Source organism: Actinomyces sp. oral taxon 897 (genome assembly GCF_002999235.1).
Lineage (GTDB): Bacteria > Actinomycetota > Actinomycetes > Actinomycetales > Actinomycetaceae > Actinomyces.
The window spans coordinates 3,171,244-3,192,980 of the sequence record NZ_CP027236.1 but is presented as its reverse complement, the minus strand read 5'-3'; the positions used below and the strand labels follow the sequence as shown (position 1 = coordinate 3,192,980).

Sequence of the window (21,737 nt, the reverse complement as noted above, 5' to 3'; positions counted from 1 at the left end):
CTGGTGAGCAGCCGGCCCGCGCTCACCACGGGCTGGCGTTCCTCCTCCAGTCGGGGTCAAAGGGGCCCAGGTCCGCCACGGCGCGGTAGTCGGCGTAGCACTCGGCCAGCAGGACGGGCGGCACGGTGGCGAGCCCGACGTCCTGGCCCCTGCGCGTAAAGGACAGGCTGGTGGTGGCGCACGGCATGCTCTCCTCGGGCACCCAGGAGCCGGTAAAGCCCAGCACCGCGGTCAGGTCCGCGGAGGGGAACCTCTTGACGTAGTCGTGGAAGGTGCCCGAGTCCACGTCCCCGCGCTGGTAGCCGCGCCTGGTGGCCGCGCCCCGGAAGGCGAGGGTGTCGGTCACGTGCCCCTGGAGGTCGTCCAGGACCGTCTGCCTCGGGCCGACCTGGGGCGTGGTGGCGGTCAGCTGGTCGAAGAGGGGGTCCACCTGGTAGTCGGCCAGGTGGGCCCGCCAGGCCTCCACCAGCGCGGGCTCCAGGGCCGTGCCGTGGGCCAGGCCCACGCTCGCGTTGTCAGCCAGGGACACCTCGACGTCGTCGACCCCCAGGAGCGCCCCGTCCCCGGTGGGGCGGAATGTGACCAGCCCCTCACCAGATGTGGCGGTCCACACCAGCCGGGTCACCAGCCGACCCACCAGGGGATGACCAGCCAGCAGCCCCCGCCAGTCGGCGCCGGACCAGGTACGCGAGGCGCACATGGCCTCGTACAACCGGGCCGACTGGAGGGCCAGGACCGCCTTGGCGTCCTTACGCGCCACACGCAGCAGCCTCCGCGCCTCCTTGACCACCTCGGGATCCTCATCCACCCGTGGCGCCGGCAGGGACCTGACCGGCCTGCCCGAGGCGTCAGAGACCACAATCCGAAGATCCGACCCCAGACGCCCAACGAACTCACGCTCCCCGTAGGACAGTCGCAGCAGCCCGTCAGAGCCGAAGCCCGCGGTCGGCACAGTACGGTCCGCCAGCTCCTGGGCACTCCAGCCCCGTTCGTCAGCCACCTCCTGGGCCAGGGCGGTGGCGGTGGCCTGGACGCCGGCCATCCTGTGACGGCGGGCGACGCTCAGGAGCACCTGGAGCGCGGCGTCCTGCCCGTTGGCGGCCAGGGCGCGGACCAGCATCTCGAACTGGGCCCGCCGCCCGGGGTTGTCGCGCATGTAGGAGCGCACCAGCCCGGCCAGCTCGGCCCCGTCCATCCTCACCGCGAAGGCCAGCAGCCCCTTGTCGGCGATCGCCGAGCCCACGTAGGTGCGCTGGTGCTCCGCGTAGGCCTGGGCGACACGCTCCTCCAGGCCGACGGCGGCCTCGGCCTCGGCCTGGGGCAGGGAGTCCGCCAGCCGGGGGGTCGTACGGCAGCTGGCGAGCCACCGCCGGGCCTGGTCGTACCGCTGCCGACCGGCGGTCTGGGCGTACGCCTGGCTGTCCTGCGCACTGGGGTGGGCGGTGTCCTGGACCACCCAGGCCCGGACCACGTGCGCGGCCAGCACCGCGGCGTCGGCGGGCTCCAAGAGGGACAGGTAGAGGTCAACAGGCCCACGGCCTGAGGGGTTCTTCAACCTGTCGGCCAGCACCACCCACCACCACAGCGTGCGGGGGTCGACGGCGTCGCCGCCCTTCCAGCGGACGGACGGCAGCGAGAGCGGGTCGAACCAGGACAGTGAGGCGGGGATCTTCCTCCTCAGGCCCTTGGCCGCCTCGGCCCCCAGGGCCTGGGGGGAGAGGAACTCCGTCATGTCGGCGCCGCAGTCCTCCAGGGCGGCCAGCAGGGCGGCCGGTACCACGCCCCCTTCTCCCGGCTCAGGGCCGTGCGCAGCGCGGGCACCGACTCAGGGCGCGCCAGGGAGCCGACCCAGGCCGCCGCCGAGGTACGCACCGCGACCGTCCTGGCGGCAAGCCCCTGCTCGGCCAGCTCACGCACCCGCGGGTGGGAGCGCAGCGCCGCCTGGGCCAGCGGGCGGGCCACCTTGGAGGGGCCCACGGCGGCGTCGGCGACCGCGGGCAGCAGCTCGGTGGGAACGCGGGGGAAGGCCGCCAGGATCTCCAGGGCGCGCGGCGCCGTGGCGGCCTCCCCGAGCCGCTCGCGCAGCAGCTCGGGGCGGGTGGCGTACCACGGCCAGGACGTCCTGGCGTCAACGGCGTAGAAGACGTGGGAGGGCAGGCCCTCCTCGTACAGGTCCCGGACGGCCTCAGGATCCAGGTCCAGGCGCGCCACGAGGTCCTCCACGGCCCGCGGGTCGGTGTCCGGCCCCGTGTAGTGGCGCAGGACGGTGTACCAGTGGTCGGAGCGTTTCACGGCCCGGAGCCGCAGCGCGTGGGCAAAGGTCAGGCTCGGGGCGTGCTCAATGAACCACAGGACGCTGAACATGCTCAGCAGCGCGGGCGGCTGGTGGCGCCTGCCGTCGGCGACGGCCACCAGCGCGTCCAGCGTCTCGTCCACGACCTCCATCAGCTCCCTGACCTGTCCTCGCACCCACGAGTGACGTGAGTCGGAGCGGCTGGCGACCTGCTCCAGGGCGGCGCGCAGCTCGTCCTTGACGGGTGCGGCCTCCGGCCCTACCTCCAGGGGGGTGAACGGGGGCAGGTCCAGGGGCTCATCGATTCCCGCGGCGTCGAGCGTGTCGTGGCGGGCCCGGGTCGCGCCCACCAGCTCGGCCAGCCTCCGGTTCTCCTCGGCAACCCGGGTGAGCAGGTCGGGGCCGCCGGGGAGCTGGTCCAGGAAGTCCACCAACTCCTGGCAGCGTGACGCCGAGGCCTGGGCCAGGACCGGGGCCAGCGCACCGGCCCTGGTCGTAGCGTCCAGGCCCTTGAGCAGGTCAAGGGCCTCCCGACGCAGCTCCTTGCAGTCCCCCACGGCCACGGCGGCGACCATGTGGGCTCCCGCGGCGGCCCACTGTGGGCTGGCCGCCATACGCCTGAGCACGTTATGGCGCTCCTGGCGGCGCAGGCTGCCCAGGAGCGGGCCGGGCAGGGCGGGCGCGTGCTCGGTGAGGTAGCTGGTGATCCCGGGCAGGTCCACGGCCGACAGCCTCCGGTGCCAGGTCGGCTTCCTGGTGGACTCGGAGTAGGCTGCCAGGAGGACGACGGCGGGGACGTCGTCCTCCTGGCAGCCCGCCTGCCGCAGCAGGGTCACCAGGCGCCCGGCGTCCCAGGACGGCCGCTCCTGGCTGACCTTGCGCGCCCAGGACTCGGGCGTGGAGCCGGCGTCCCGGGCGTCCACGGTGAACACGACGTCCGCGAGCAGGGCGTCCAGCCAGCCGGGTACCTGCTGGGGGGCGGGCGGGTCGTAGACGGGGTCGGCCTGGAGGATGGCGGCCAGGAGGCGTCCGAGCCGCACCCACTGGTCCGGGAGCACGCTCCTGCCGCGGTAGAGGGCGTCACGCCGGGTCAGGAGCGGGCCCGCCGAGCCGTCCCCCCTCTTCCACCTGATCCCCGCCTCCTCCTGCAGGGACCTGAGCCAGGTCCGGCCGTACCAGTGGGTGTAGGAGGCGTTCGAGGTCGCCAGGACCAGGCAGTCGGCGGGGTCCCTGCCCTTGGTGGTGGCCTCCCGCAGGACCTCGGGCTGCGTGCCGTTGAGGACGTAGTCGACGGCGCGGGCGCACAGGCCCGCGTCAACCACCGTGAGGGGCAGCAGGGCGTCGGAGACAAGTCTGCGGGCGGAGGCCGGGAGGAAAGCGATCATGACAGTCCGTTGGTCGTAGCCGGGTGCGGCCACGGCTCCGGGGCCGGGCCTGGTTGGTAAGGATAACGTGCTGGTCTCGGGCGCCCGGGCAGGCACGGGGCCAGCTGCTCGTCCGGCCCTCCGGCTGCGTGTCCGGCCCGCGACCACCGGTCCGACCCCAAACACAGCGTGATATACACCACTTTGTGTCATAGCTAACCTATGTGGTCCTACGCTGGCCCCATGCCTGCCGCGCCCTCCCCAGCACCCACAGGCCCAGGGGCAGAGCACACCCTAGACTTCGCCCCGCCTGCACCGCTCCCGCCGGATGACGAGCCGTTCCCCGCGCCACCCGCCCCCGGCGCCCTCCCGCCCCGCCCCAGGGCGTCGAAACCTAGCCCGAGGTGGTACACCCTGCCCCTGAGCCGCCGTGTCATGCGCCGGCTGGTCGTGACCCTGGTCGTGGCCCTGGTGCTGGCGCTCACCGGCTGGGAGGTGGTCAGCTCCTGGACGTCCCTGGACCACCGCAGGCCTCCTGCTGCCCCGAGGGCCAGGCTGGACCTGTCAGCCCTGGGCCAGGACCTGACGCCCGTTCCCGTCAACGCCCGGGGCGACCTCGTCGTGAGGTTCCAGGACGTCAGGGTCATGCGGGTGGCCCAGGACGGCCGCGAGGCGCTCATAGGTACTGACGACCTCACCAGCGGCAGGATGTCCTACCCCAACTGGCAGGTGCCCGTGCCCGACGAGCTGGTCGGCTCGCCCCTGAGCTGCCAGCGCGTCGGGACGCTCCTGGACTGCGGCCAGATGCTGCGTGTCGACATGACGGCCGGCGTCAACCAGGCCACCGCCCCCTACACGCTGTCGGCCGCCCCGGCGATGGAGGGGACGACCGGGGCGAGCTCGCCCGCCCCGGCGGGCACAGGGAGCACAGCGGCCCCGGCGGGCCCGGGAAGCACGGGGAGCCCGGCCGCCTCGTCAGGGGCGGGCACGTCCACGGGGCTCACGGAGCCCAGCGACTGGATGTCGCCCCCCGCCGTGCGCCTGGGCCCCTCCGCCTCCGCCACCACGCCCCTGGCCGTGGGCGCGGACGGGACCCTGAGCGTCCGAGGGACGCCCGTGACGGGGCTCACGCTTGACGGCTCCGTACCGGTGTGGGCGTCCCGCGTCGACATGCCCCGCAGGCTCCTGGGCCTGCCCCTGCCCCTGAACCGCCGGGTGTGGCTGGTCAGCGACGGCACCACCCTGGCGGGGGTGGAGGGCACCACCCTGCGGTGGTCCGCCACCCTGCCCCAGGGTTCCGGCAGGCTCAACTCCCTGGGCACCCAGGACCCGCCGCGGTGGCTGGCCGGGCGGGGCGCCCTGGTCCTGGCCCACCCCGACGCCCTGGTGGCCCTGGACCCCGTGGACGGCAGCACCCTGTGGCAGGTGCAGGGCCCGGTGACCTCGTGGGCCAGCTTCGGCAACACGATTATGGCCTTCAGCGGCTCCATGGCCTCCCTCATGTTCTTCGGCGGCTCGTCCGACCCCACGCCCGCCCTGGCCACAGAGCCCTTCAAGGACCTGAAGGCCCCCAGCCCGGAGGAGCTGAGGAACTCCGCCCTGGACGTCCCCGACCGGTGCGCCCCCGCCCGGACCAGGGACCAGGGACCAGGGAGCAAGGCGGTCTTCGTCGACAGCAAGGCGGTCTTCGTCAACGGCGTGGCCACCGGGCCCGCCGACTCCGGGCAGGTGCCTCCGACCGCCACCATGAGCGCGATCAGGTCGGGGGTCGTGGACAGCTGGCCGGTGACCATTGCCGTCCTGAGGTGCTACGGGGGCGGCAACACCGTCTCCGACGTGGTCGCCGTCTACGACGTCGACAAGCACCTCAAGGGATCCGTGGACCTGGTGCTCAAGGACAGCACCGGCCACGCCGACCAGGTGGTGGCGCACCTGCGTGCGGTAGGTGACACCCTGGTGTACACCGTGCCCGGTATCAAGGTGGCCGGTGACACCGACTGCCACGCCTGCCGCGGCAGCGCCAGCGCCACGGTCACCGTCCAGTGGGACAAGACCTCCCGATCCTTCGTCCTCGCCAGCACCCTGTACCACCTGCCCTCAGGGGACGTCCGGGTGCCCTCCGCCCAGGACGTCCAGACCGCCTACGACGCCATTGCCTCCGGCGACGCCGCCAGCGCCTCGGGCCTGGTGTCCTCCCAGGCGCTCACCACGCTCGACCAGCCCCTGGGCACCGACAGCCTCGGCCCCTCCTCCACGGTGCGCTCGTTCCTGTTCCCCTCCGGGGGCCGGGTGGTCAGCTGCACCCTGGCCGGGCCCCCCGGGGTGGGCTACGGCGTCCCCGAGCCCGCCACGAGCCTGCCGTCCGGGGCGATTATCTGCCCGGTGACCAGCGACGACCCGTCCCGCACCTGGCTGCAGCCGGCGGCCGACCCCAACGGCCGCGACATCTACCCCGTCTGGCTCGTGCTCACGGCCGACCGGTACGGCAGCTACCAGGTGGTCGGCGTCCAGTGGTCCCTCTTCGGCTGACCGGGGCCACCCGGGGCGGGAGGGAGCCCACTGCCAGCTGGCGCCGGTAGCAGGGATCCGGGGCCACCCCGGGGCGGCGGGAGCACCGGCCCCTGCCGGCCCTGCCTGGGCGAACCGGCAGGGGCGCGGCGTCAGCGTGCCAGCGCCCGCACCCGGTCCACGAGCGCGCAGGCACGTAGGAGGGCCTGCGGGGAGCACCCGGCCTCCACCTCGTCCAGGGCGGCGGCCAGGGTCTGGAGCTGGAGGCCACGGGCCGTACGGGCCCGGGTGACCAGCACGTGCGCACCCGTCCCCTGCGCACGCGGCGCCCCGGAGGCCGCCAGCGCCGTCAGCGTCTCGCGGACGTCGGCGCACAGGACCTGAACCGGCCCCGTCTCGGGAGGCGGCAGGGTACGCACCTCAGAACGCAGACGCTCCATGCGCCCGGCCAGACGGCGGTAGAGGCCGGGGTCGTCGGCCCGCACCGAGGAGATGGTGGGTGAGAGCAGGGTGGGCACGCCCCGGTCGCGCACGAGTATCCCGGCGGGCCGGTCCCCCTCCAGGGCGACGGCGTCCACCGGGAGGTCGCGGGTCAGGACGGCCGCCACCAGGCGACAGGAGGCGTCCTCGGCCCCCAGGCGCAGCAGGTGGTCCTGACCGGCCAGGTCGCGCACGGGCCACACGTACTGCTGGTGGAGCTCGTCAAGGTCGATCCGCCCCAGGCCCGGGGAGCAGGTCAGCAGCAGCGTGACCGGTGGGGGCGGGGCCTCGAAGCCCGCCGCCTGCGGACCGTGCCGCAGCGCCCCCAGCTCCCGGGCGATCCCGGCCAGGTCGATGCCGTCGTAGCCGCCGCAGCGGGTCACGGTGGTACGGGCGGAGGGGGCCAGGGTGCCGTCGCCCCGCCGGGTGGCCCCCGTCAGACGCAGCGGACCAGCCAGCAGGGTCCGCACGCAGACGCCCCACAGCAGCACGGCGTCCTCACTGCGCCGGAAGGTGGGGTCGGTGCCCGCGGCCCGCCCGGTGGTCACCGACTCCAGCCGGTGGTTCTCAGCGTCCCAGAGGCGGACGGTCAGGCCGCGGCTGCCCGAGACGGCCGACCACCAGGTGGCCGCCAGGGGCACCAGCAGGCCGGGCTGGGCCTGCTCGGTACCGGCGCGCCCGGTCAGGGCGGGGTCGGCGTCACTGGCCTCCAGGGCCCGGGCCAGGGACCAGGCGGCGGCCAGGGCGCTGAGCGCGGTGTCCTCCTGGACGGCGTCGTCGCGGCGGGCCACCGCCCGCACCGCCCCGGCGGCAGAGGTCAGGAGCCGGGCCAGGCGCGGGACCTCCTCCAGGCGGGCGGCCTGGGCCAGGCTGCTGAGCTCGTCGGCGCTGCGGGGCCCGGCGTGGGAGATCCCGGCGGCCACGACGCCCTCAAGGGTGGCGGCGACCGAGGCGAGCAGGCGGCGCTGGCCGGCGCTCAGGGTGGTCTGCCGGACCTCCCACGGCCAGGCCCTGCCCGCGAGGGCGAACAGGCGCACCACGGCCTGGAGGCGCCAGGTGGCATGGGCGACCTGGGAGTGGCGGCCGGAGACGACCATTCCCGCCGGTCCCAGGCCCGCGACCACGACGACCTGCGGGGAGCCCGGCCACGACACGCTCAGGCGCCCCGGCGCGCGGGCGACCAGGGTGTCGGCGGCGAGCCGGGCGGGGTCGGTGCCGGCCAGGGCGGTGGTGGCGCGGCGCACGGCGGCCGCCCCCAGGCTCCGGGAGACGGCAGCCGGGTCCCAGGTGAGCACCTGGGCCAGGACCGGGTCGTCCGCACCCGTCCCCGGCCCGGTGGCCTCGGGCCCGGCGGGGGCACCAGCGGGGCCACCAGCGCCCTCAGATCCAGCGCCCTCGGGCCCGCTCCCGGGTGCGCCCGTGCCGGCGGTCCCGGTGGAGCCAGCAGGCCCGGTGGAGCTGGCTGCCCCGGCACCGGCTGTCCCGGCACCGGGCGGGGCGGTACCGGCACCGCCCGCCACGGCCTGGCGCGCCCACAGGCAGGCGGCGACCACGTGGACGCACACCCCGGCCACCGGGCAGGGGCAGCGTGCCTGCGCCGGGCCGTCAGCGGTGAGCACCACCTCGACCCCGGGCCGCCCGACCACCACCGTGACCGCCTCCTGGTCCGTCTCACGGGCCTCCACGCGCCCGGCGGCCACCTCGGCACGGGCGCGCCGCACCAGCCCGCGGCTGGCCAGGGCGGCCAGGGCGACGTCGTCAAAGGCGGCGTAGAGCGCCCCCCAGTCCGGCAGGGCGCTCATGTGGTCACCTGGGCCAGCCACTGGGCGAAACGGTCCGGGGTCATGGCGGCCACCCGCATACCGGCGTCCACGAGCCTGTCGGCCACGGCCCGGTCGAACCAGGGCGCACCGGCGTCGGTCAGGGAGGCCAGCCCCAGCACGTTCACCCCCGAGTCCACCAGCCCCCGCACGTGGGACACCAGGGCGGAGACCGACCCGCCCTCCTCGAAGTCGCTGACCAGGGCCAGCACCGTGCGGGTGGGCTGGGTGACCTGGGAGGCGGCGTAGGCGACGGCGTTGGCAATGTCGGTGCCGCCGCCCAGCTGGGAGGTCATGAGGATCTCCACGGGGTCGTGGGCCAGGTGGCTGACGTCCACCACGGTGGTGTCGAACAGCACCAGGCGTACCGACATCCCCGGCAGGGCAGCCAGGATCGAGGCCATGACGGCGCTGTGAAGCAGGGAGGAGGCCATGGAGGCGGACTGGTCCACCAGGATGACAATGTCCCAGGCCACGTTACGACGTCGCTGGCGGGCCGTGAAACGCAGGTCCGTCACGAGCACGCGCCCGGTGCCCGGGTCCGTACGACCCAGGTTCGCGGCAATGGTGCGGCGCCAGTCGAGGTCGCGCGCCGAGGCACGGAGGCTGCGACGGTGGCGCTGGCGCGCACCGCTGAGGGCCGTCGTCACGGGGGGCCGCAGCCGCTCGACGACGTCGGCGACGACACGGGCGATCAGCGCCCGCAGCCCGTCGGCCAGGGCGGGCGAGATCGTGCCCTTAATGCGCAGCAGGGCGGCTCCGAGCTCGGGGCTGGTCCTGACCGAGCCCACCGCGCCGGGGTCGGCCAGCAGGTCGGTCAGCCCGTAGCGGGTCAGGGCGTCACGCTCCAGGCGCTCCAGGGTGGAGACGGGGAACAGGCGGCGGGCGCCGTCGAGCCAGTCCACCGCCCGCAGCGCCGAGGCCTCACGGCCACCGCCACCACCGGGGCCCGAGGGGTCCGGCCCACCCAGGACGTGACCGCGCCCGGTGTACTCCCGGTCGTAGAGGTAGCCCAGGGTGTCGTCCAGGCCGATGTCGGCGGGGCTGCGCGGCAGGACGGGCTCGGCGTAGCGTCCCAGGACCATGCGCCAGCGGCGCGCCGCCAGGGCGGGGTCAATCCCCTCGCCCAGGGCGCCGCTACCGGCCGGGGTGCCAGGCGGGCCGGCCTGGGCACCCCCGCCCGGGCCGGCGCGGCGGGGCCCACCGCCGTCGGCCGCGTGCCCGCCGCCCCCGGGCGGCCTCACGACGCTCACGTCCCCACCCACTGCCCCAGGCCGTCACGCACCAGGGAGGCCACGAGGTCACGCTCGATCTGCCAGCCGAGCTCCGCCTGGGCCGGGTCCACGTCCCACACCACGTCGATCCGGGAGGCGTCGGTGGCCGTCAGCGCGGCGACCTGCTCGGCCAGGCGGTGCGTCTCAAGAGGACGCAGGACCGTGAAGGCGCGCCGCAGGTCGGGCAGGAGCGCCAGGAACCCGGGCTCCTCCAGGCCGGTGAGGGTACGGGTCAGGGCCACCAGGGTATCGGGGGCGCGCAGGACCACCTCCGGGCAGGTGCGCACCAGCCCCACGAGGAAGTCGGCCAGCGCGGCCGGGTCGGCCCCCGGGCTCAGGTGCGCGGTGACGGCGTCGGTCACCTCCTGGGGGCCCAGGGCCCCGGTGGTCGAGGCGATACCGGTGGCACAGCCCACGAGCACCGGTGCGGTGGCCCTATCCCGGCGCAGGGCGTCGACCTCACGCAGGACGACGTCACGCCCCCAGGCGGCCACGTCAACCGCCCCGACACCATTAGGGACGTCACTACCACCAGCAACACCATTACCGCCACCAGCAGTACTACCAGAAGCATTACCACGACTGACATCACCAGCACTGTCATTAGAGACATGACCGCCGTCATTAGAATGGCTGCCGCCACTAGCGTCACTATTAGAGACGCCACCATGGCCGACCACATTATTAGAGGCGCCACCACCGGCACTGTCACGAGTGCCAGCAACCCGCGTCAGCCGGGCCAGCAGGTCACGCACGGCAATGAGGGCGTCCACCGCCCCGGCCGCCTCGTCGTCCTCCAGCCCGACCAGCTCACCCACCAGGCGGGCGGCCGCGGCCGTGCCCCGCCCCAGCATGAGGCGCAGGCGCGGGACGGCCCCCTCCAGGCTCAGGCGCCCCAGGCCCTCCACGAGGCCGGCCAGGCGGTGCAGGACGTCGGTGAGCTCGGCCAGGTCACTGACCTCGGCCAGGGCGGTCTCCAGGGCGTCGCACACCCGCACCACCACCGGCTCCCCCAGCCCCATGACCGCCGTCTCGGTCAGGAGCCGGGCCAGGTCGCCGGCACCGACCTCACCCTCCAGGTGCCCCTCCAGGCGGGTGAGCACCAGGATCTCCAGGGTGGGGGCCGTGGCGGCGGCACGCACCAGGGCGGCCTCCACCAGGGGGGTCCAGGCGTAAGCCCACTCCTCGATAAACTGCCCCAGGCCGGTACCGGCCACCAGGTCGGCGCCCCCGACCTGACGGGCCAGGCCGACGTCGGCAAAGCGCAGGCGGGCCAGCAGCTCGCGGCGCTCGCGGTGGCGGGGCCTGCGGGCGGTGTCCAGGCTGACGCGGTGCTCCACGGGGTCGTCGAGGTTGAGGCGCAGGGCACTGAGGCGCTCACGCACCTCGGCCACCAGCGGCGGGCTGGGGGTACCCTGGGGAACCTGCCCCAGTCCGGAGGCGGCGAAGACGGTGGCGACGGCGGCCCCCAGGCTTCCCGACAGGCCGGAGTCGTCCTTGACCAGGCAGCTGGTCAGGGCGTCCAGCAGGTCGGTGCGCCCGGGCCAGGCGCGTCCGCGCAGCGCCGCCAGCCCCAGGGCCTGCTCCACGGTACCGAGCACCTGGGCGGTCCCCAGGGGCTCACCCTGGTCACGCAGGGCGGAGGCGACGTCGAGGACCACGGTGGTGGCAAAACCGCGGGGGCCGGTGAGGGCACCGTTCGGGCCAGGGCGGCTGCCCTTGGTCCCACGGCGCCCGCCAGGGGCGGCGTCGGCCCCCGGGGCGGTGGTGCGGGCCCGCCAGGCACGCTGCCACAGGCCCGGGGAGGGCATGCCGGCCCCGTAGCCGCGCAGGGAGTCCAGGCGGGCGAAGTCGTAGCGGATGAGCCAGCCCTGGGTGCCGGTACCCGTCTCGGGCTCGGGCAGCCAGGCGGCCTCGGGGGTGTTGTCGAGCACGTCCAGGAGGGCCAGGGTGTGGAAGGCGCCGGTGACGACGACCACCGGGCCCTTGCCGCCCCCGCCGTCGGCCTGCGGCAGGTGCTGGCGCACGGCGTCGGCCATGACCGCCTCACGGGCGTGGGTGGAGTCGGCGTCGAGGACCTCGCGCCCGGCGTCCAGGCGGGCCAGGGCCGACCAGGCCAGGGTGTCGGCGAAGAAGCCGCGCCAGGCGCGTATGTCGGCGGTGTCCCGGTCCTCGAAGAGCTGCTCCCAGACCTCGTCGTGGTCCCGGCAGCCCAGGCGCCGGGCCAGGGCGTCCAGGGTGGTGGAGCGGGCCAGGTGGTACTCGGCCTGCAGGGTGCGTACCGCCCGCCCGGCGTCGGGGGCGGTGGGACCGCGGTCAATGAAGGCGGCCCTGGCACCGTGCCGCCCGGCCCAGCGCAGGGCGACCCACTCCGGGGAGAACGCGGCCAGCGGGTAGTAGGAGGCGGCGTGGTCGGTCAGTGAGAGCACCGCGACCGGGGGGACAGTGGCCGGGTCCTGGAGGGCGGGCAGCAGGCTGGTGTACTCGGCGGGCCCCTCAATGAGGACGACGCCGGGGCGGACCTCCTCCAGCAGCGCGGACAGGGCCAGGGCGCAGGCCGGGGAGTGGTGGCGGACGGGCACCAGGTGGACCCCGGCCCTCCCCCAGGCGCGCTGGGAGCCCAGGGCGCGGCGCACTCGGGGCGGGACCGTCCCACCCACCCCGGCGGGGTGAGGCGCACGCCCCGGCCCGGCGTCAGGGGCGGGCCCTGCCGTGGGAGCGGGCTCTACCCGCGCCGCCCCCGCCCCCGCCGTCGGCGACACCGCCGTCGGCGACACCGCGGGCCCCGCCGTCGGCCCCCTCACTCCCACAGCCCCCGGGCGGCGGTGAGGAAGTCCTTCCAGTGCGCCGAGGTGCGGGCGCGCTCACGCACCACGGAGTCGACGTAGAAGCGCATGCGCCGGGCGTCCTCCTCCTCGCCCTTGAGGGCCACGCCCACCAGCTGGCGGGCGATGTCGGAGGCGCGGACGGACCCGTCACCCAGGTAGCGGGCGCTCATGGAGGCGGCCACCCCGACGTTGACGGCCTCGGCGGTGGACATGACGGCGTCGGGGCGCTTGACCGGGGCACCGGAGGCGGTGGTGCCGGTGCGCAGGTCCGCGAAGGTGGTGACCAGCACGTCGAGGACCTGCGGGCTCATGGGGGCCCGGTCGGGACCGAGCTCGGCCTCCAGGGCCCGGGAGATGAGCTCGGCCTCGAAGGCCCGGTCGGTAAGAGGGCGCACCGTCTCGAAGTTGAAACGGCGTTTGAGGGCGGCGCTCATCTCGTGGACGCCGCGGTCTCGCAGGTTGGCGGTGGCAATAATATTGAAGCCGGGGGCGGCGGCCACGCGGAAGCCGTCGCCGAGCTCGGGCACCATGAGCTGCTTCTCCGACAGGACCGACACGAGGGTGTCCTGGATCTCGGGCGGGCAGCGGGTGATCTCCTCAAAGCGCACCAGGCGGCCGGACTCCATGGCCTGGTAGACCGGGGAGGGCACCAGGGCGCGGCGCGAGGGCCCCTCGGCAATGAGCAGGGCGTAGTTCCACGAGTAGCGGACGTGGTCCTCGGTGGTGCCCGCCGAGCCCTGGACGGTCAGGGTCGAGGTCCCGCTGACCGCCGCGGCGAGCAGCTCGGAGAGCATGGACTTGGCCGTGCCCGGCTCGCCCACGAGCATGAGCCCCTGGCGTCCCAGCAGCGTGACGACGGCGCGGTCCACCAGGGGGTCGTCGCCGTAGAACTTGCGGGTCACCCCGAGCCGCTCGTCGCCCACGACGAAGGCGCGCACGGAGCGGGGCGACAGCCTCCAGCCGTCGGGGACCTCGGCGCCGGAAGCGGCGTCGGAATCGGCCAGGGCCGCCAGCTCGCTCGCCCAGCGGTCCTCGGCGGGCGGGCGCAGCTCGGCCCTGGCAGGGCCTGCCCCGGCCCCCGTCCCGGCACCCCGACCCGCCCCGCGGGGCGGGGTACCTGCCCGACGCGGGGCGGGGGCTCCTGGCTGCACGACGACGTCCCGGTGGCGGGCTCAGCCGCGCAGGCGGACGAGCTCGTCCACCAGCTGGGGGACGACCTCGGTCACGTCGCCCACGACGCCGTAGTCCGCCATCTCCAGGATCGGGGCCTCGGAGTCGTCCACCACGGCCACGATCGTCTCGGCCCCCTGGATGCCGCTGGTGTGGTGCACGGCCCCGGAGACCCCCAGGCCGACGTACAGGTGCGGGGCCACGGACACGCCGGTCTGGCCGATCTGGGCGGACCGCTCGATCCAGCCCTCGTCGCAGGCCACCCGGGTGGCCCCCACGGCGGCGTCCAGCACCTCGGCCAGCGAGCGGACCAGGGCGAAGTCGCCGTCCACCCCGCGGCCACCGACCACCACGGTGCGGGCCTCGCCCAGGTCGGGCCCGGCGGCCACGGCGGCCCGCTCCCGGGACACCAGGGACACCGTGCCCGCGGCGCCCACGGCCGGCTCCAGGGGCTCGGCGTCCAGGGACCGGGCACCCACGACCGGCTCCAGGGGCCCGGAGGCCGCCTGGGCGCCACCGGGGCGCACGGCGACCACGGGCGGCTGGCCGGGGTGGGGCCGGATAGCCAGGGTGGTGGTCCACGAGCCGGACAGGACCAGCCGGCTGGCGCGCAGGACGCCGTCGGCCACCTCCAGGTCGGCGGCGTCGGCCACGACCGCGGAGCCCAGCAGCACGGCGGCGTGGGCGGCGGCCTCCCGGCCCCGGTAGTCGCCGGGCACCAGGACCAGGCCGACGTCCGCGGCACGGGCGGCGGCGACCAGGGCGTCACCGGTCACGCCCGCCAGGGCGGCACGCTGGCCGACGTCGGCCACGAGCAGGCGGGTGGCCCCCGCCCCGGCCAGCGCCGCCCGGGCCCGCGGTCCCACGTCGGCCAGCGCCAGGGCGATGACGCCGGAGCCGGTCAGGTGGGAGGCGGTGGTGAGCAGCTCCAGGGCGCCGGGGGCGGGGGCCCCGGCGTCGTCCAGGTCCGTGAGTACCAGGACCGGGGAGTCAAGCAGGTCAGACATGGTTCAGCTTCTTTCTGCACCCGGGGCCCGGGCGCCTCTCCTAGACGAGCTTGTTCTCCACGAGCCAGGCGGCGAGCTCACGGCCCGCCTCGCCGGCGTCGGTACGGATGGTCCCGGCCTGGCGGGCGGGACGCTGCCGGGTGGCGACCACCGCGACGTCGCCCTGCCCCGGCTCCTCCAGGCCCAGGTCGCCCAGGTCCCAGGTGTCCACGGGCTTCCTGCGGGCGGCGCGCATGGCGGCGAAGTTGGGGTAGCGCGGCTCGTTGGCCTGGTCGGTGACCGAGACGAGGGCGGGCAGCGGGGCGGAGAGGACCTCGTGGACGGTACCGGCCGCGCGGCTGACCGTCACCGACTGCGCGGTGACCTCCAGGGACGTGGCCAGGGTCAGGGCGGGGATGCCGGCGGCGGCGGCCAGCGCCCCGGGCAGCATGGAGGTCATGGCGTCCAGGGAGGCCATGCCGGTGACAATGAGGTCCACGTCGCCGACGCCGGTGGGGACGGAGGCGGCCTCGACCCCGCCGATACGCGCCACGGCGGCTGCCAGGACCCGGGCGGTGGTGACCACGTCGGAGCCGGCCAGGGCCTCGTCACTGACCACGACGCCGGAGTCGGCACCCATCTGCAGGGCGCGGCGCACCGCGTCCTCGCTGTCCTCGGGCCCCATGGTCAGGGCGACCACCTCCCCGCCGAGCTCCTCGACCAGGGCCACGGCGGCCTCGACGGCGTTCTCGTCGAGCTCGTTGAGGACGTCGTCCTCACCGCGGACCAGGCGACCGTCCTCCATGCGCCGCTCGGACTGCACGTCAGGAACGTGCTTGATGCAGACCACGATTTTCATGCCCCTAAGGTTGCCATATCCCCTCCCGGGCGGGAACGGGCGCAGCCGGGAGCCCGGGTGAGCCATCAGTCACGCCGCGGCCGGGTCTGGCCTGCCACTTTGGTGAGCGGACAGGCGCAGGATGTCACAGCTGTACACGTCACCTCGCGTTGCGACGTCCTGAAGCCGTAGCGAGAATAGGCCTCATGTCCTACTCGTCCTTTGTTACACCGGCGTTGCGTGCGCCGCGCGACGCTACTGACCGCACGCGCCTGGGCGCCACCGTGACCGCGGACGGCACGGACTTCGTCGTGGCGGCCCCCCACGCCTCCGCGGTAGACCTCTGCCTGTTCTCACTGGACACGGACGGCACGATCGTGGCCGAGACCCGGGTGGGCATGCACGGCCCGGCACGCGGGCTGTGGGGCGTCCACCTGCCCGATATCGGGGCCGGTCAGCGCTACGGCTACCGCGCCCACGGGGAGTGGAACCCCTCCGAGGGGCTCCTGTACAACCCCTGTAAGCTCCTGCTGGACCCCTACGCCAGGGCCCTGGACGGTGAGCCCGTGCTGGGCCCCTCCCTCTACGCCCACCAGGTGGACGCCAACCTGTGTCCCACCAGCTCCCCCCCGACCCCCTCGTCCCTGGACTCGGCCCCGGACATGGCCCTGGGCGTGGTCACCGGGCCGTCCTTCGCCGTGGTCCCCGGCCCGCGCGTGCCCCGCGAGCGCACCGTCATCTACGAGACCCACGTCAAGGGGCTCACCCTGGGCCTGCCCGACGTCCCTGAGAGCCTGCGAGGCACCTACGCGGGCCTGGCCCACCCGGCCACGGTGGCCTACCTCAAGGACCTGGGCATCACCACCATTGAGCTCCTGCCCATCCACGCGGCCTTCTCCGAGACCTTCCTGCAGGCCAAGGGGATGCGCAACTACTGGGGCTACTCCACGCTGAGCTACTTCGCCCCGGAGGCCTCCTACGCCACGGTGGCCTCCCGTGAGGCGGGCCCCCAGGCCGTCCTGGACGAGGTGCGGGGCATGGTCTCGATCCTCCACGAGGCCGGCCTGGAGGTGGTCATGGACGTGGTCTACAACCACACCTGCGAGGGCGGGGTGGACGGCCCGTCCCTGTCGCTGCGCGGCCTGGACAACCTGGAGTACTACCTCCACGCCCCCCACCGGCCCGCCACCTACTTCGACGTCACCGGCACCGGCAACAGCGTGGACGTGCGCTCCACGCGGGCGATCCAGCTCATCCTGGACTCCCTGCGCTACTGGGCCAGCGACGTGCGCGTGGACGGGTTCCGCTTCGACCTGGCGGCCACCCTGGGGCGCAATGCCGCGGAGTTCTCCTCCCGCCACCCCCTGCTGACCGCCATGGCCACCGACCCGGTGCTCTCGGGGGTCAAGCTCATTGCCGAGCCCTGGGACGTGGGCCCGGGCGGCTGGCGCACCGGGGAGTTCCCCGAGCCCTTCCAGGACTGGAACGACCGCTACCGCGGCACGGTGCGCTCCTTCTGGCTCTCTGACGCCTCGGAGATCTCCAAGGGCCGCCCCGGGGCGGATCTGCGGGACCTGGCCACCCGGCTGTCGGGGAGTGCGGACATGTTCATCCACGGGGAGTACCCCGGTGGGCGCGGGCCGCTGGCGAGCGTCAACTTCGTCACCGCCCACGACGGCTTCACGCTGCGGGACCTGACCTGTTACGACCACAAGTACAACCTGGCCAACCTGGAGGACAACCGGGACGGCACCGACGACAACCGCTCCTGGAACCACGGCTTCGAGGGGCCCCTGCCCGAGGGCCTGGGCGGCGGCCCGATCGAGGTGCTGCGACGTCGCAACACCCGCAACCTGCTGGGCACCCTCCTGGTGAGCGCCGGGACGCCCATGATCCTGGGCGGGGACGAGATGGGCCGCACCCAGGACGGCAACAACAACTCCTACTGCCAGGACTCCCCCATCTCCTGGTACAACTGGAACCTGGAGCCCTGGCAGAAGGGCCTGGCCGCCACCACCCGGTTCCTGCTGCGCCTGCGCGACAGGCACCCGGTCCTGCGCCCTGACGTCTTCGCCACCGGGGCGGTCCCGCCGGGGGACACCCTGCCGGACCTGTCCTGGTTCAAGGCGAACGCCACCCTCATGGACACCAACGCCTGGCACGACCCCTACACGCGCGTGGTCCAGATGCTGCGCTCGGGCACCCGGTGGGGCGACAACGACCTCCTGGTGGTCATTAACGGCTCCCTGGACCAGGTGGACGTCGTCCTGCCTGACGGGCACAACACCGACTGGCACCTGACCTGGGACTCCACCTGGGCGGTGCCGCGCCCGCACACCTCCGCCTTCGCCCTGGCCCACCGGGTGGAGCGGGGCCCGGCCGCCCAGGCCGAGGTGCGTATCCCCGGGCGCGCCCAGCGCACCCACCAGGGCACCATGATCTGCCGCCAGGACCGGCCGGGGGACACCACCACCCTGGACGCCCTGTCGGTGAGGATCTACCTGTCCGGGGAGACCCTGGTCATGCGCCCCGCGCCCGCGGGGCAGGGCGGGTCGGACGAGCTGGCTGAGGGGCTGCTGACCGAGGGGCTGCTGGCTGACGCCTAGGCCGGCCCTGCATCCTGGCTTACGACATGCGCGACATCCTGACACGCACGTGGGACCGGCTCCGCCCGGACACCGTCGGCCTGGTGCTGGGCGCCGTCTTCTTCGTCCTGGCCCTGACGCCCTCGCTGCTCCCCCGCGACCTGGCCACCCAGGGCCTGGCCTGCGGCCTGTGCGCGGGGACGGGCTACATGCTGGGCACCTTCCTGGCCTGGTGCTGGCGGGCCTGGGCCCGCACGCTGGCCCTGGCCGTGGCCCACGCCTTCGGCTGGTACCCCACCCCGAGGTGGAGCCGGTGGCGCCGGGGGGCGGAGGCGGTGCTGAGCGGCATCGTGGTCCTGACCCTCAACGTCGTCCTGCTGTTCGCGGTGCGGTGGCAGGGGCAGGTCGCCGCCCTGACCGGCTCACGGGCCTACTCGCCCCTGACCTACCTGCTGGTCTTCCCGGTGGGGTTCGGGGTGTGGATGGCCCTGGTGTGGGTCGGCCGGGGGTTCCTGCACCTGGAGGGCTGGCTGCGCGCCCGCCTGCCCCAGCGCCTGCCCGTGGTCGTCCGCTCCCTGACCGCCTGGCTGGTCACCCTGGTCCTGATTCTCGCCCTGGTCCTGCAGGCCGTCCCCGGCGTGCTCACCCAGGGGGCCGACCTGCTGTTCTCCGGCCCTGACGCCACCTCCGTGCCGGACCTGGCCACCCGGCCCACGGTCCCCGAGCGCTCCGGCTCCCCGGCATCGCCCGTGGCCTGGGAGACGGTCGGGTTCCAGGGGCGGGCCTTCCTGGGCCGGGGCCTGGACGCCTCGGGGCTGGAGGCGGTCACCGGCCGGGCGGCCCGGGAGCCGGTGCGCGTCTACGCGGGCCTGGCCAGCGCCCCCACCGACGAGGCCCGGGCGGCCCTGGTGGTGCAGGAGCTGGAGCGTACCGGTGCCGCCGACCGCCGGGTGGTCATGATCGCCCCCACCACGGGGACGGGCTGGGTGGACCCCACCGCCGCCCTGTCCCTGGAGGTCCTGTACGACGGCGACACGGCCATCGCCGCGGCGCAGTACTCCTACCTGCCCAGCTGGGTGCAGTTCATCGCCGACCCGGACACCGCGCGCTCCAGCGGGCGGGCCCTGGTGGAGGCCGTCGTGGCCTGGTGGCGCACCCTGCCGGAGGACCACCGCCCCAGGCTGCTGCTGTACGGCGAGTCCCTGGGGGTGGTGGCCGGCGAGGCGGCCTTTGGCGGGCTCGCCGACCTGGTGGGGTCCGTGGACGGCGTGCTGTGGGTGGGCCCGCCCCGCAGCTCGCGGATCTGGGACCAGCTGGTGGCCCGGCGCGACCCGGGCACCACCCAGGCGGACCCGGTCTACTCCGCCGGGATGACGGTGCGCTTCGCCCAGGACCGCGCCCAGCTCAGCTCCTTCGTGGGGGACCCCACGTGGACGGGCAGACGGATCCTGTTCATACAGCACGCCAGCGACCCGGTGGTGTGGTGGTCGCCCGACCTGGTGCGTACCCAGCCGGACTGGCTCCAGGAGCCCGCGGGCGCCGACCGCTCCCCCTCCATGGTGTGGATGCCCTACATCACCTTCTTCCAGGTGAGCATGGACCTGGCGCGCGCCGCTGACGTCCCCCACGGCCACGGGCACAACTACGGCACGGAGGTACTCACCGGCCTGGCCCTGGTGGGTGCCGACCCCGCCTTCACCGCCGAGCGCATCGCGCACGACCAGGAGGCGGTCGACGCCGCCCTGGCGGCCACCGAGCCGGCTGACGGGTAGGGGTGCGATCCCTCTGACGGGTAGGGGCGCGACCCCTTCGGCCGGGCACCCCCACCAGACCCCGCCCGGGCCCCACCGGCCCCGGTCTGCCGGGAGGATCGGCGCCCCTAGGATGGGCCCATGACACACACCCCCTCCGCGGCCGAGGAGGCCCTGGCCAACGCCACCAACGACGCCTCCCTGGCCCGCTCGATCGCCCGGTCCGCCCAGATCGAGGCGGACATCGCCGTCAACCCCGGCCGCTACCGGATGCTCACCGGCGTGCGCCCCACCGGCAATATGCACCTGGGCCACTACTTCGGCACCATGCACTCCTGGGCCACGATCCAGGACGCGGGGGTGGACACCTGGATCCTGGTGGCCGACTACCAGGTCATTACCGACCGTGACGCCGTGGGCCCCGTCCGCGAGCGCGTGCTGTCCCTGGTGGCCGACACCCTGGCCGTGGGGGTGGACCCTAACCGCTCCACGGTCTTCGCCCACTCGGCGGTGCCTGCGGCCAACCAGCTCATGCTGCCCTTCCTGTCCCTGGTCACCGAGGCCGAGCTGCACCGCAACCCCACGGTCAAGGCCGAGCTGGAGGCCACCGACGGGCGGGCCATGAGCGGGCTGCTGCTGACCTACCCGGTCCACCAGGCGGCCGACATCCTCTTCTGCCAGGCCAACCTGGTGCCGGTGGGCAAGGACCAGCTGCCCCACCTGGAGCAGGCGCGCCTGATCGCCCAGCGCTTTGACAGGCGCTACGGGCGGGCCGTCAAGGAGCACCCGGTCTTCCGCCGTCCCGAGGCGCTGCTGAGCGAGGCCCCCCTGCTGCTGGGCCTGGACGGGGAGAAGATGAGCAAGTCGCGCCGCAACACCATCGAGCTGCGCATGAGCGCCGACGAGACCGCCAGGGCCCTGAGGAAGGCCAAGACGGACTCCGAGCGGCACATCACCTACGACCCTCTCGCCCGCCCGGAGGTGGCCAACCTGCTCGTGCTGGCCTCCCTGTGCGGGGCCGGGGCGCCCCAGGAGGTCGCCGAGAGGATCGGCGACGGCGGGGCGGGCGCCCTCAAGAAGCTCACCATCGAGGCGGTCAACGAGTTCTTCGCCCCTATCCGCGCCCGGCGCGCCGAGCTGGCGGCCGACGAGGGCCACCTGCTCGAGGTGCTCCGGGCCGGCAACGCCCGCGCCAACGAGGTGGCCGACCGGACGCTGGACGCCGTGCGCACCGCCATGGGCATGAGCTACTGAGGCCGTCGGCGGGCCGGGCGTGGACGGGGGCGGCCCCGCACGCGCCCGGGACACGGCGGTCGGTGTGCAGCAGCGGGGACAGGCCGAAAGGCAGCCCCGCCCGGGCCCGGGACACGGTCCGACCCCCCAGGTAGGGCGGGAGCGGGGAGGCGAGATTATAGGTCAGAGCTACCCGTATGTCAATCCGCCGATCGACGGACAGATCACGGCCCGCTCGCCGTGACAAGACCGTGACACGTTCCTATGCTGTACTCAGGCGTGCCGCCCCGCCCCTTCTCCGAGCCAGGGGGCCGGACGGCGCGCCACCTCTTTCGCGAGAACGGTACTTGTTCGTCGCGAGAACGGTACTTATTGCCCGTGAGAACGGGCGGCCACGGGGTGGCAGGGCACCGGCGCCCCCCCAGGGCGCCGCGGCCACCCGACGCCGTCGCCCGCCGCGCGTGGTAGCCGGCCCGCCGCCCAGGCACGACCGCGCCCCGCTGCCGACACCCGGGGAACCCCAGGGCACCCGGCACCGCGGGGCGCGGTCAATCTCAGCGAGCCACTGCGAGCAGATCCAGCTGCCAGCACCCGGCACCATGGCAAG

Annotated in this window: 12 protein-coding genes; 4 read left to right on the top strand and 8 right to left on the bottom strand. The window is 74.4% G+C overall.

All coding sequences use genetic code 11. The features are described from left to right. Positions 1-22 precede the first annotated feature (22 nt). The gene (locus C3V41_RS12490) at positions 23-1,780 is read right to left on the bottom strand and encodes a DUF4132 domain-containing protein (protein WP_254423610.1); all 1,758 of its coding nucleotides are present in this window, start codon (positions 1,778-1,780) and stop codon (positions 23-25) included. Continuing rightward, positions 1,729-3,678 (bottom strand): hypothetical protein, encoded by a 1,950-nt coding sequence (locus C3V41_RS12485; RefSeq protein WP_106110522.1) that lies wholly within the window; start codon positions 3,676-3,678, stop codon positions 1,729-1,731. The genes C3V41_RS12490 and C3V41_RS12485 overlap by 52 nt, the downstream gene beginning before the upstream one ends. 414 nt (positions 3,679-4,092) lie before the next feature. Between C3V41_RS12485 and C3V41_RS12480 the strand changes: the two genes are divergently transcribed. Continuing rightward, entirely contained in the window at positions 4,093-6,186 is a 2,094-nt protein-coding gene (locus C3V41_RS12480; RefSeq protein ID WP_106110521.1) for a hypothetical protein, read from the top strand. 131 nt (positions 6,187-6,317) lie between these two features. Here the strand turns inward: C3V41_RS12480 and C3V41_RS12475 are convergent, their stop codons facing one another. The 6 genes from C3V41_RS12475 to C3V41_RS12450 all read right to left on the bottom strand — a co-directional run bounded on the left by C3V41_RS12475 (position 6,318) and on the right by C3V41_RS12450 (position 15,582). Continuing rightward, a complete protein-coding gene (locus C3V41_RS12475) occupies positions 6,318-8,447 on the bottom strand; it encodes a hypothetical protein (RefSeq protein ID WP_106110520.1) in 2,130 nt (709 codons plus the stop codon). Further along, the gene (locus C3V41_RS12470; protein WP_302475976.1) at positions 8,444-9,718 is read right to left on the bottom strand and encodes a VWA domain-containing protein; all 1,275 of its coding nucleotides are present in this window, start codon (positions 9,716-9,718) and stop codon (positions 8,444-8,446) included. Before C3V41_RS12470 ends, C3V41_RS12475 begins: the two co-directional genes overlap by 4 nt. Then, positions 9,715-12,375: a DUF5682 family protein gene (locus tag C3V41_RS12465; protein ID WP_254423609.1), complete on the bottom strand. Its 2,661-nt coding sequence runs from the start codon at positions 12,373-12,375 to the stop codon at positions 9,715-9,717. Before C3V41_RS12465 ends, C3V41_RS12470 begins: the two co-directional genes overlap by 4 nt. Before the next feature lie 164 nt (positions 12,376-12,539). After that, entirely contained in the window at positions 12,540-13,718 is a 1,179-nt protein-coding gene (locus tag C3V41_RS12460) for an ATP-binding protein (RefSeq protein ID WP_254423608.1), read from the bottom strand. A gap of 21 nt (positions 13,719-13,739) precedes the next feature. After that, a complete protein-coding gene (locus tag C3V41_RS12455; RefSeq protein ID WP_106110519.1) occupies positions 13,740-14,744 on the bottom strand; it encodes an electron transfer flavoprotein subunit alpha/FixB family protein in 1,005 nt (334 codons plus the stop codon). Between the two features lie 40 nt (positions 14,745-14,784). After that, a complete protein-coding gene (locus tag C3V41_RS12450; RefSeq protein WP_106110518.1) occupies positions 14,785-15,582 on the bottom strand; it encodes an electron transfer flavoprotein subunit beta/FixA family protein in 798 nt (265 codons plus the stop codon). 185 nt (positions 15,583-15,767) lie between these two features. Between C3V41_RS12450 and glgX the strand changes: the two genes are divergently transcribed. From glgX to trpS, 3 genes are all read left to right on the top strand, one after another. Next, positions 15,768-18,167, top strand: a complete 2,400-nt coding sequence (glgX, locus tag C3V41_RS12445) for a glycogen debranching protein GlgX (protein ID WP_106110517.1) — start codon at positions 15,768-15,770, stop codon at positions 18,165-18,167. A gap of 26 nt (positions 18,168-18,193) precedes the next feature. Next, positions 18,194-19,918, top strand: a complete 1,725-nt coding sequence (locus C3V41_RS12440) for an alpha/beta hydrolase (protein ID WP_106110516.1) — start codon at positions 18,194-18,196, stop codon at positions 19,916-19,918. Positions 19,919-20,038: 120 nt separating this feature from the next. Next, complete coding sequence (trpS, locus tag C3V41_RS12435; RefSeq protein WP_106110515.1) at positions 20,039-21,151, top strand: tryptophan--tRNA ligase; 1,113 nt, start codon at positions 20,039-20,041, stop codon at positions 21,149-21,151. The last annotated feature ends 586 nt before the right edge of the window (positions 21,152-21,737 follow it).

Coding starts and splice junctions, on each gene's coding strand:
- trpS (WP_106110515.1), top strand. CDS start 20,039: ATGACACACACCCCCTCCGCGGCCGAGGAGGCCCTGGCCAACGCCACC.
- glgX (WP_106110517.1), top strand. CDS start 15,768: ATGTCCTACTCGTCCTTTGTTACACCGGCGTTGCGTGCGCCGCGCGAC.
- C3V41_RS12440 (WP_106110516.1), top strand. CDS start 18,194: ATGCGCGACATCCTGACACGCACGTGGGACCGGCTCCGCCCGGACACC.
- C3V41_RS12485 (WP_106110522.1), bottom strand. CDS start 3,678: ATGATCGCTTTCCTCCCGGCCTCCGCCCGCAGACTTGTCTCCGACGCC.
- C3V41_RS12475 (WP_106110520.1), bottom strand. CDS start 8,447: ATGAGCGCCCTGCCGGACTGGGGGGCGCTCTACGCCGCCTTTGACGAC.
- C3V41_RS12480 (WP_106110521.1), top strand. CDS start 4,093: ATGCGCCGGCTGGTCGTGACCCTGGTCGTGGCCCTGGTGCTGGCGCTC.
- C3V41_RS12450 (WP_106110518.1), bottom strand. CDS start 15,582: ATGAAAATCGTGGTCTGCATCAAGCACGTTCCTGACGTGCAGTCCGAG.
- C3V41_RS12455 (WP_106110519.1), bottom strand. CDS start 14,744: ATGTCTGACCTGCTTGACTCCCCGGTCCTGGTACTCACGGACCTGGAC.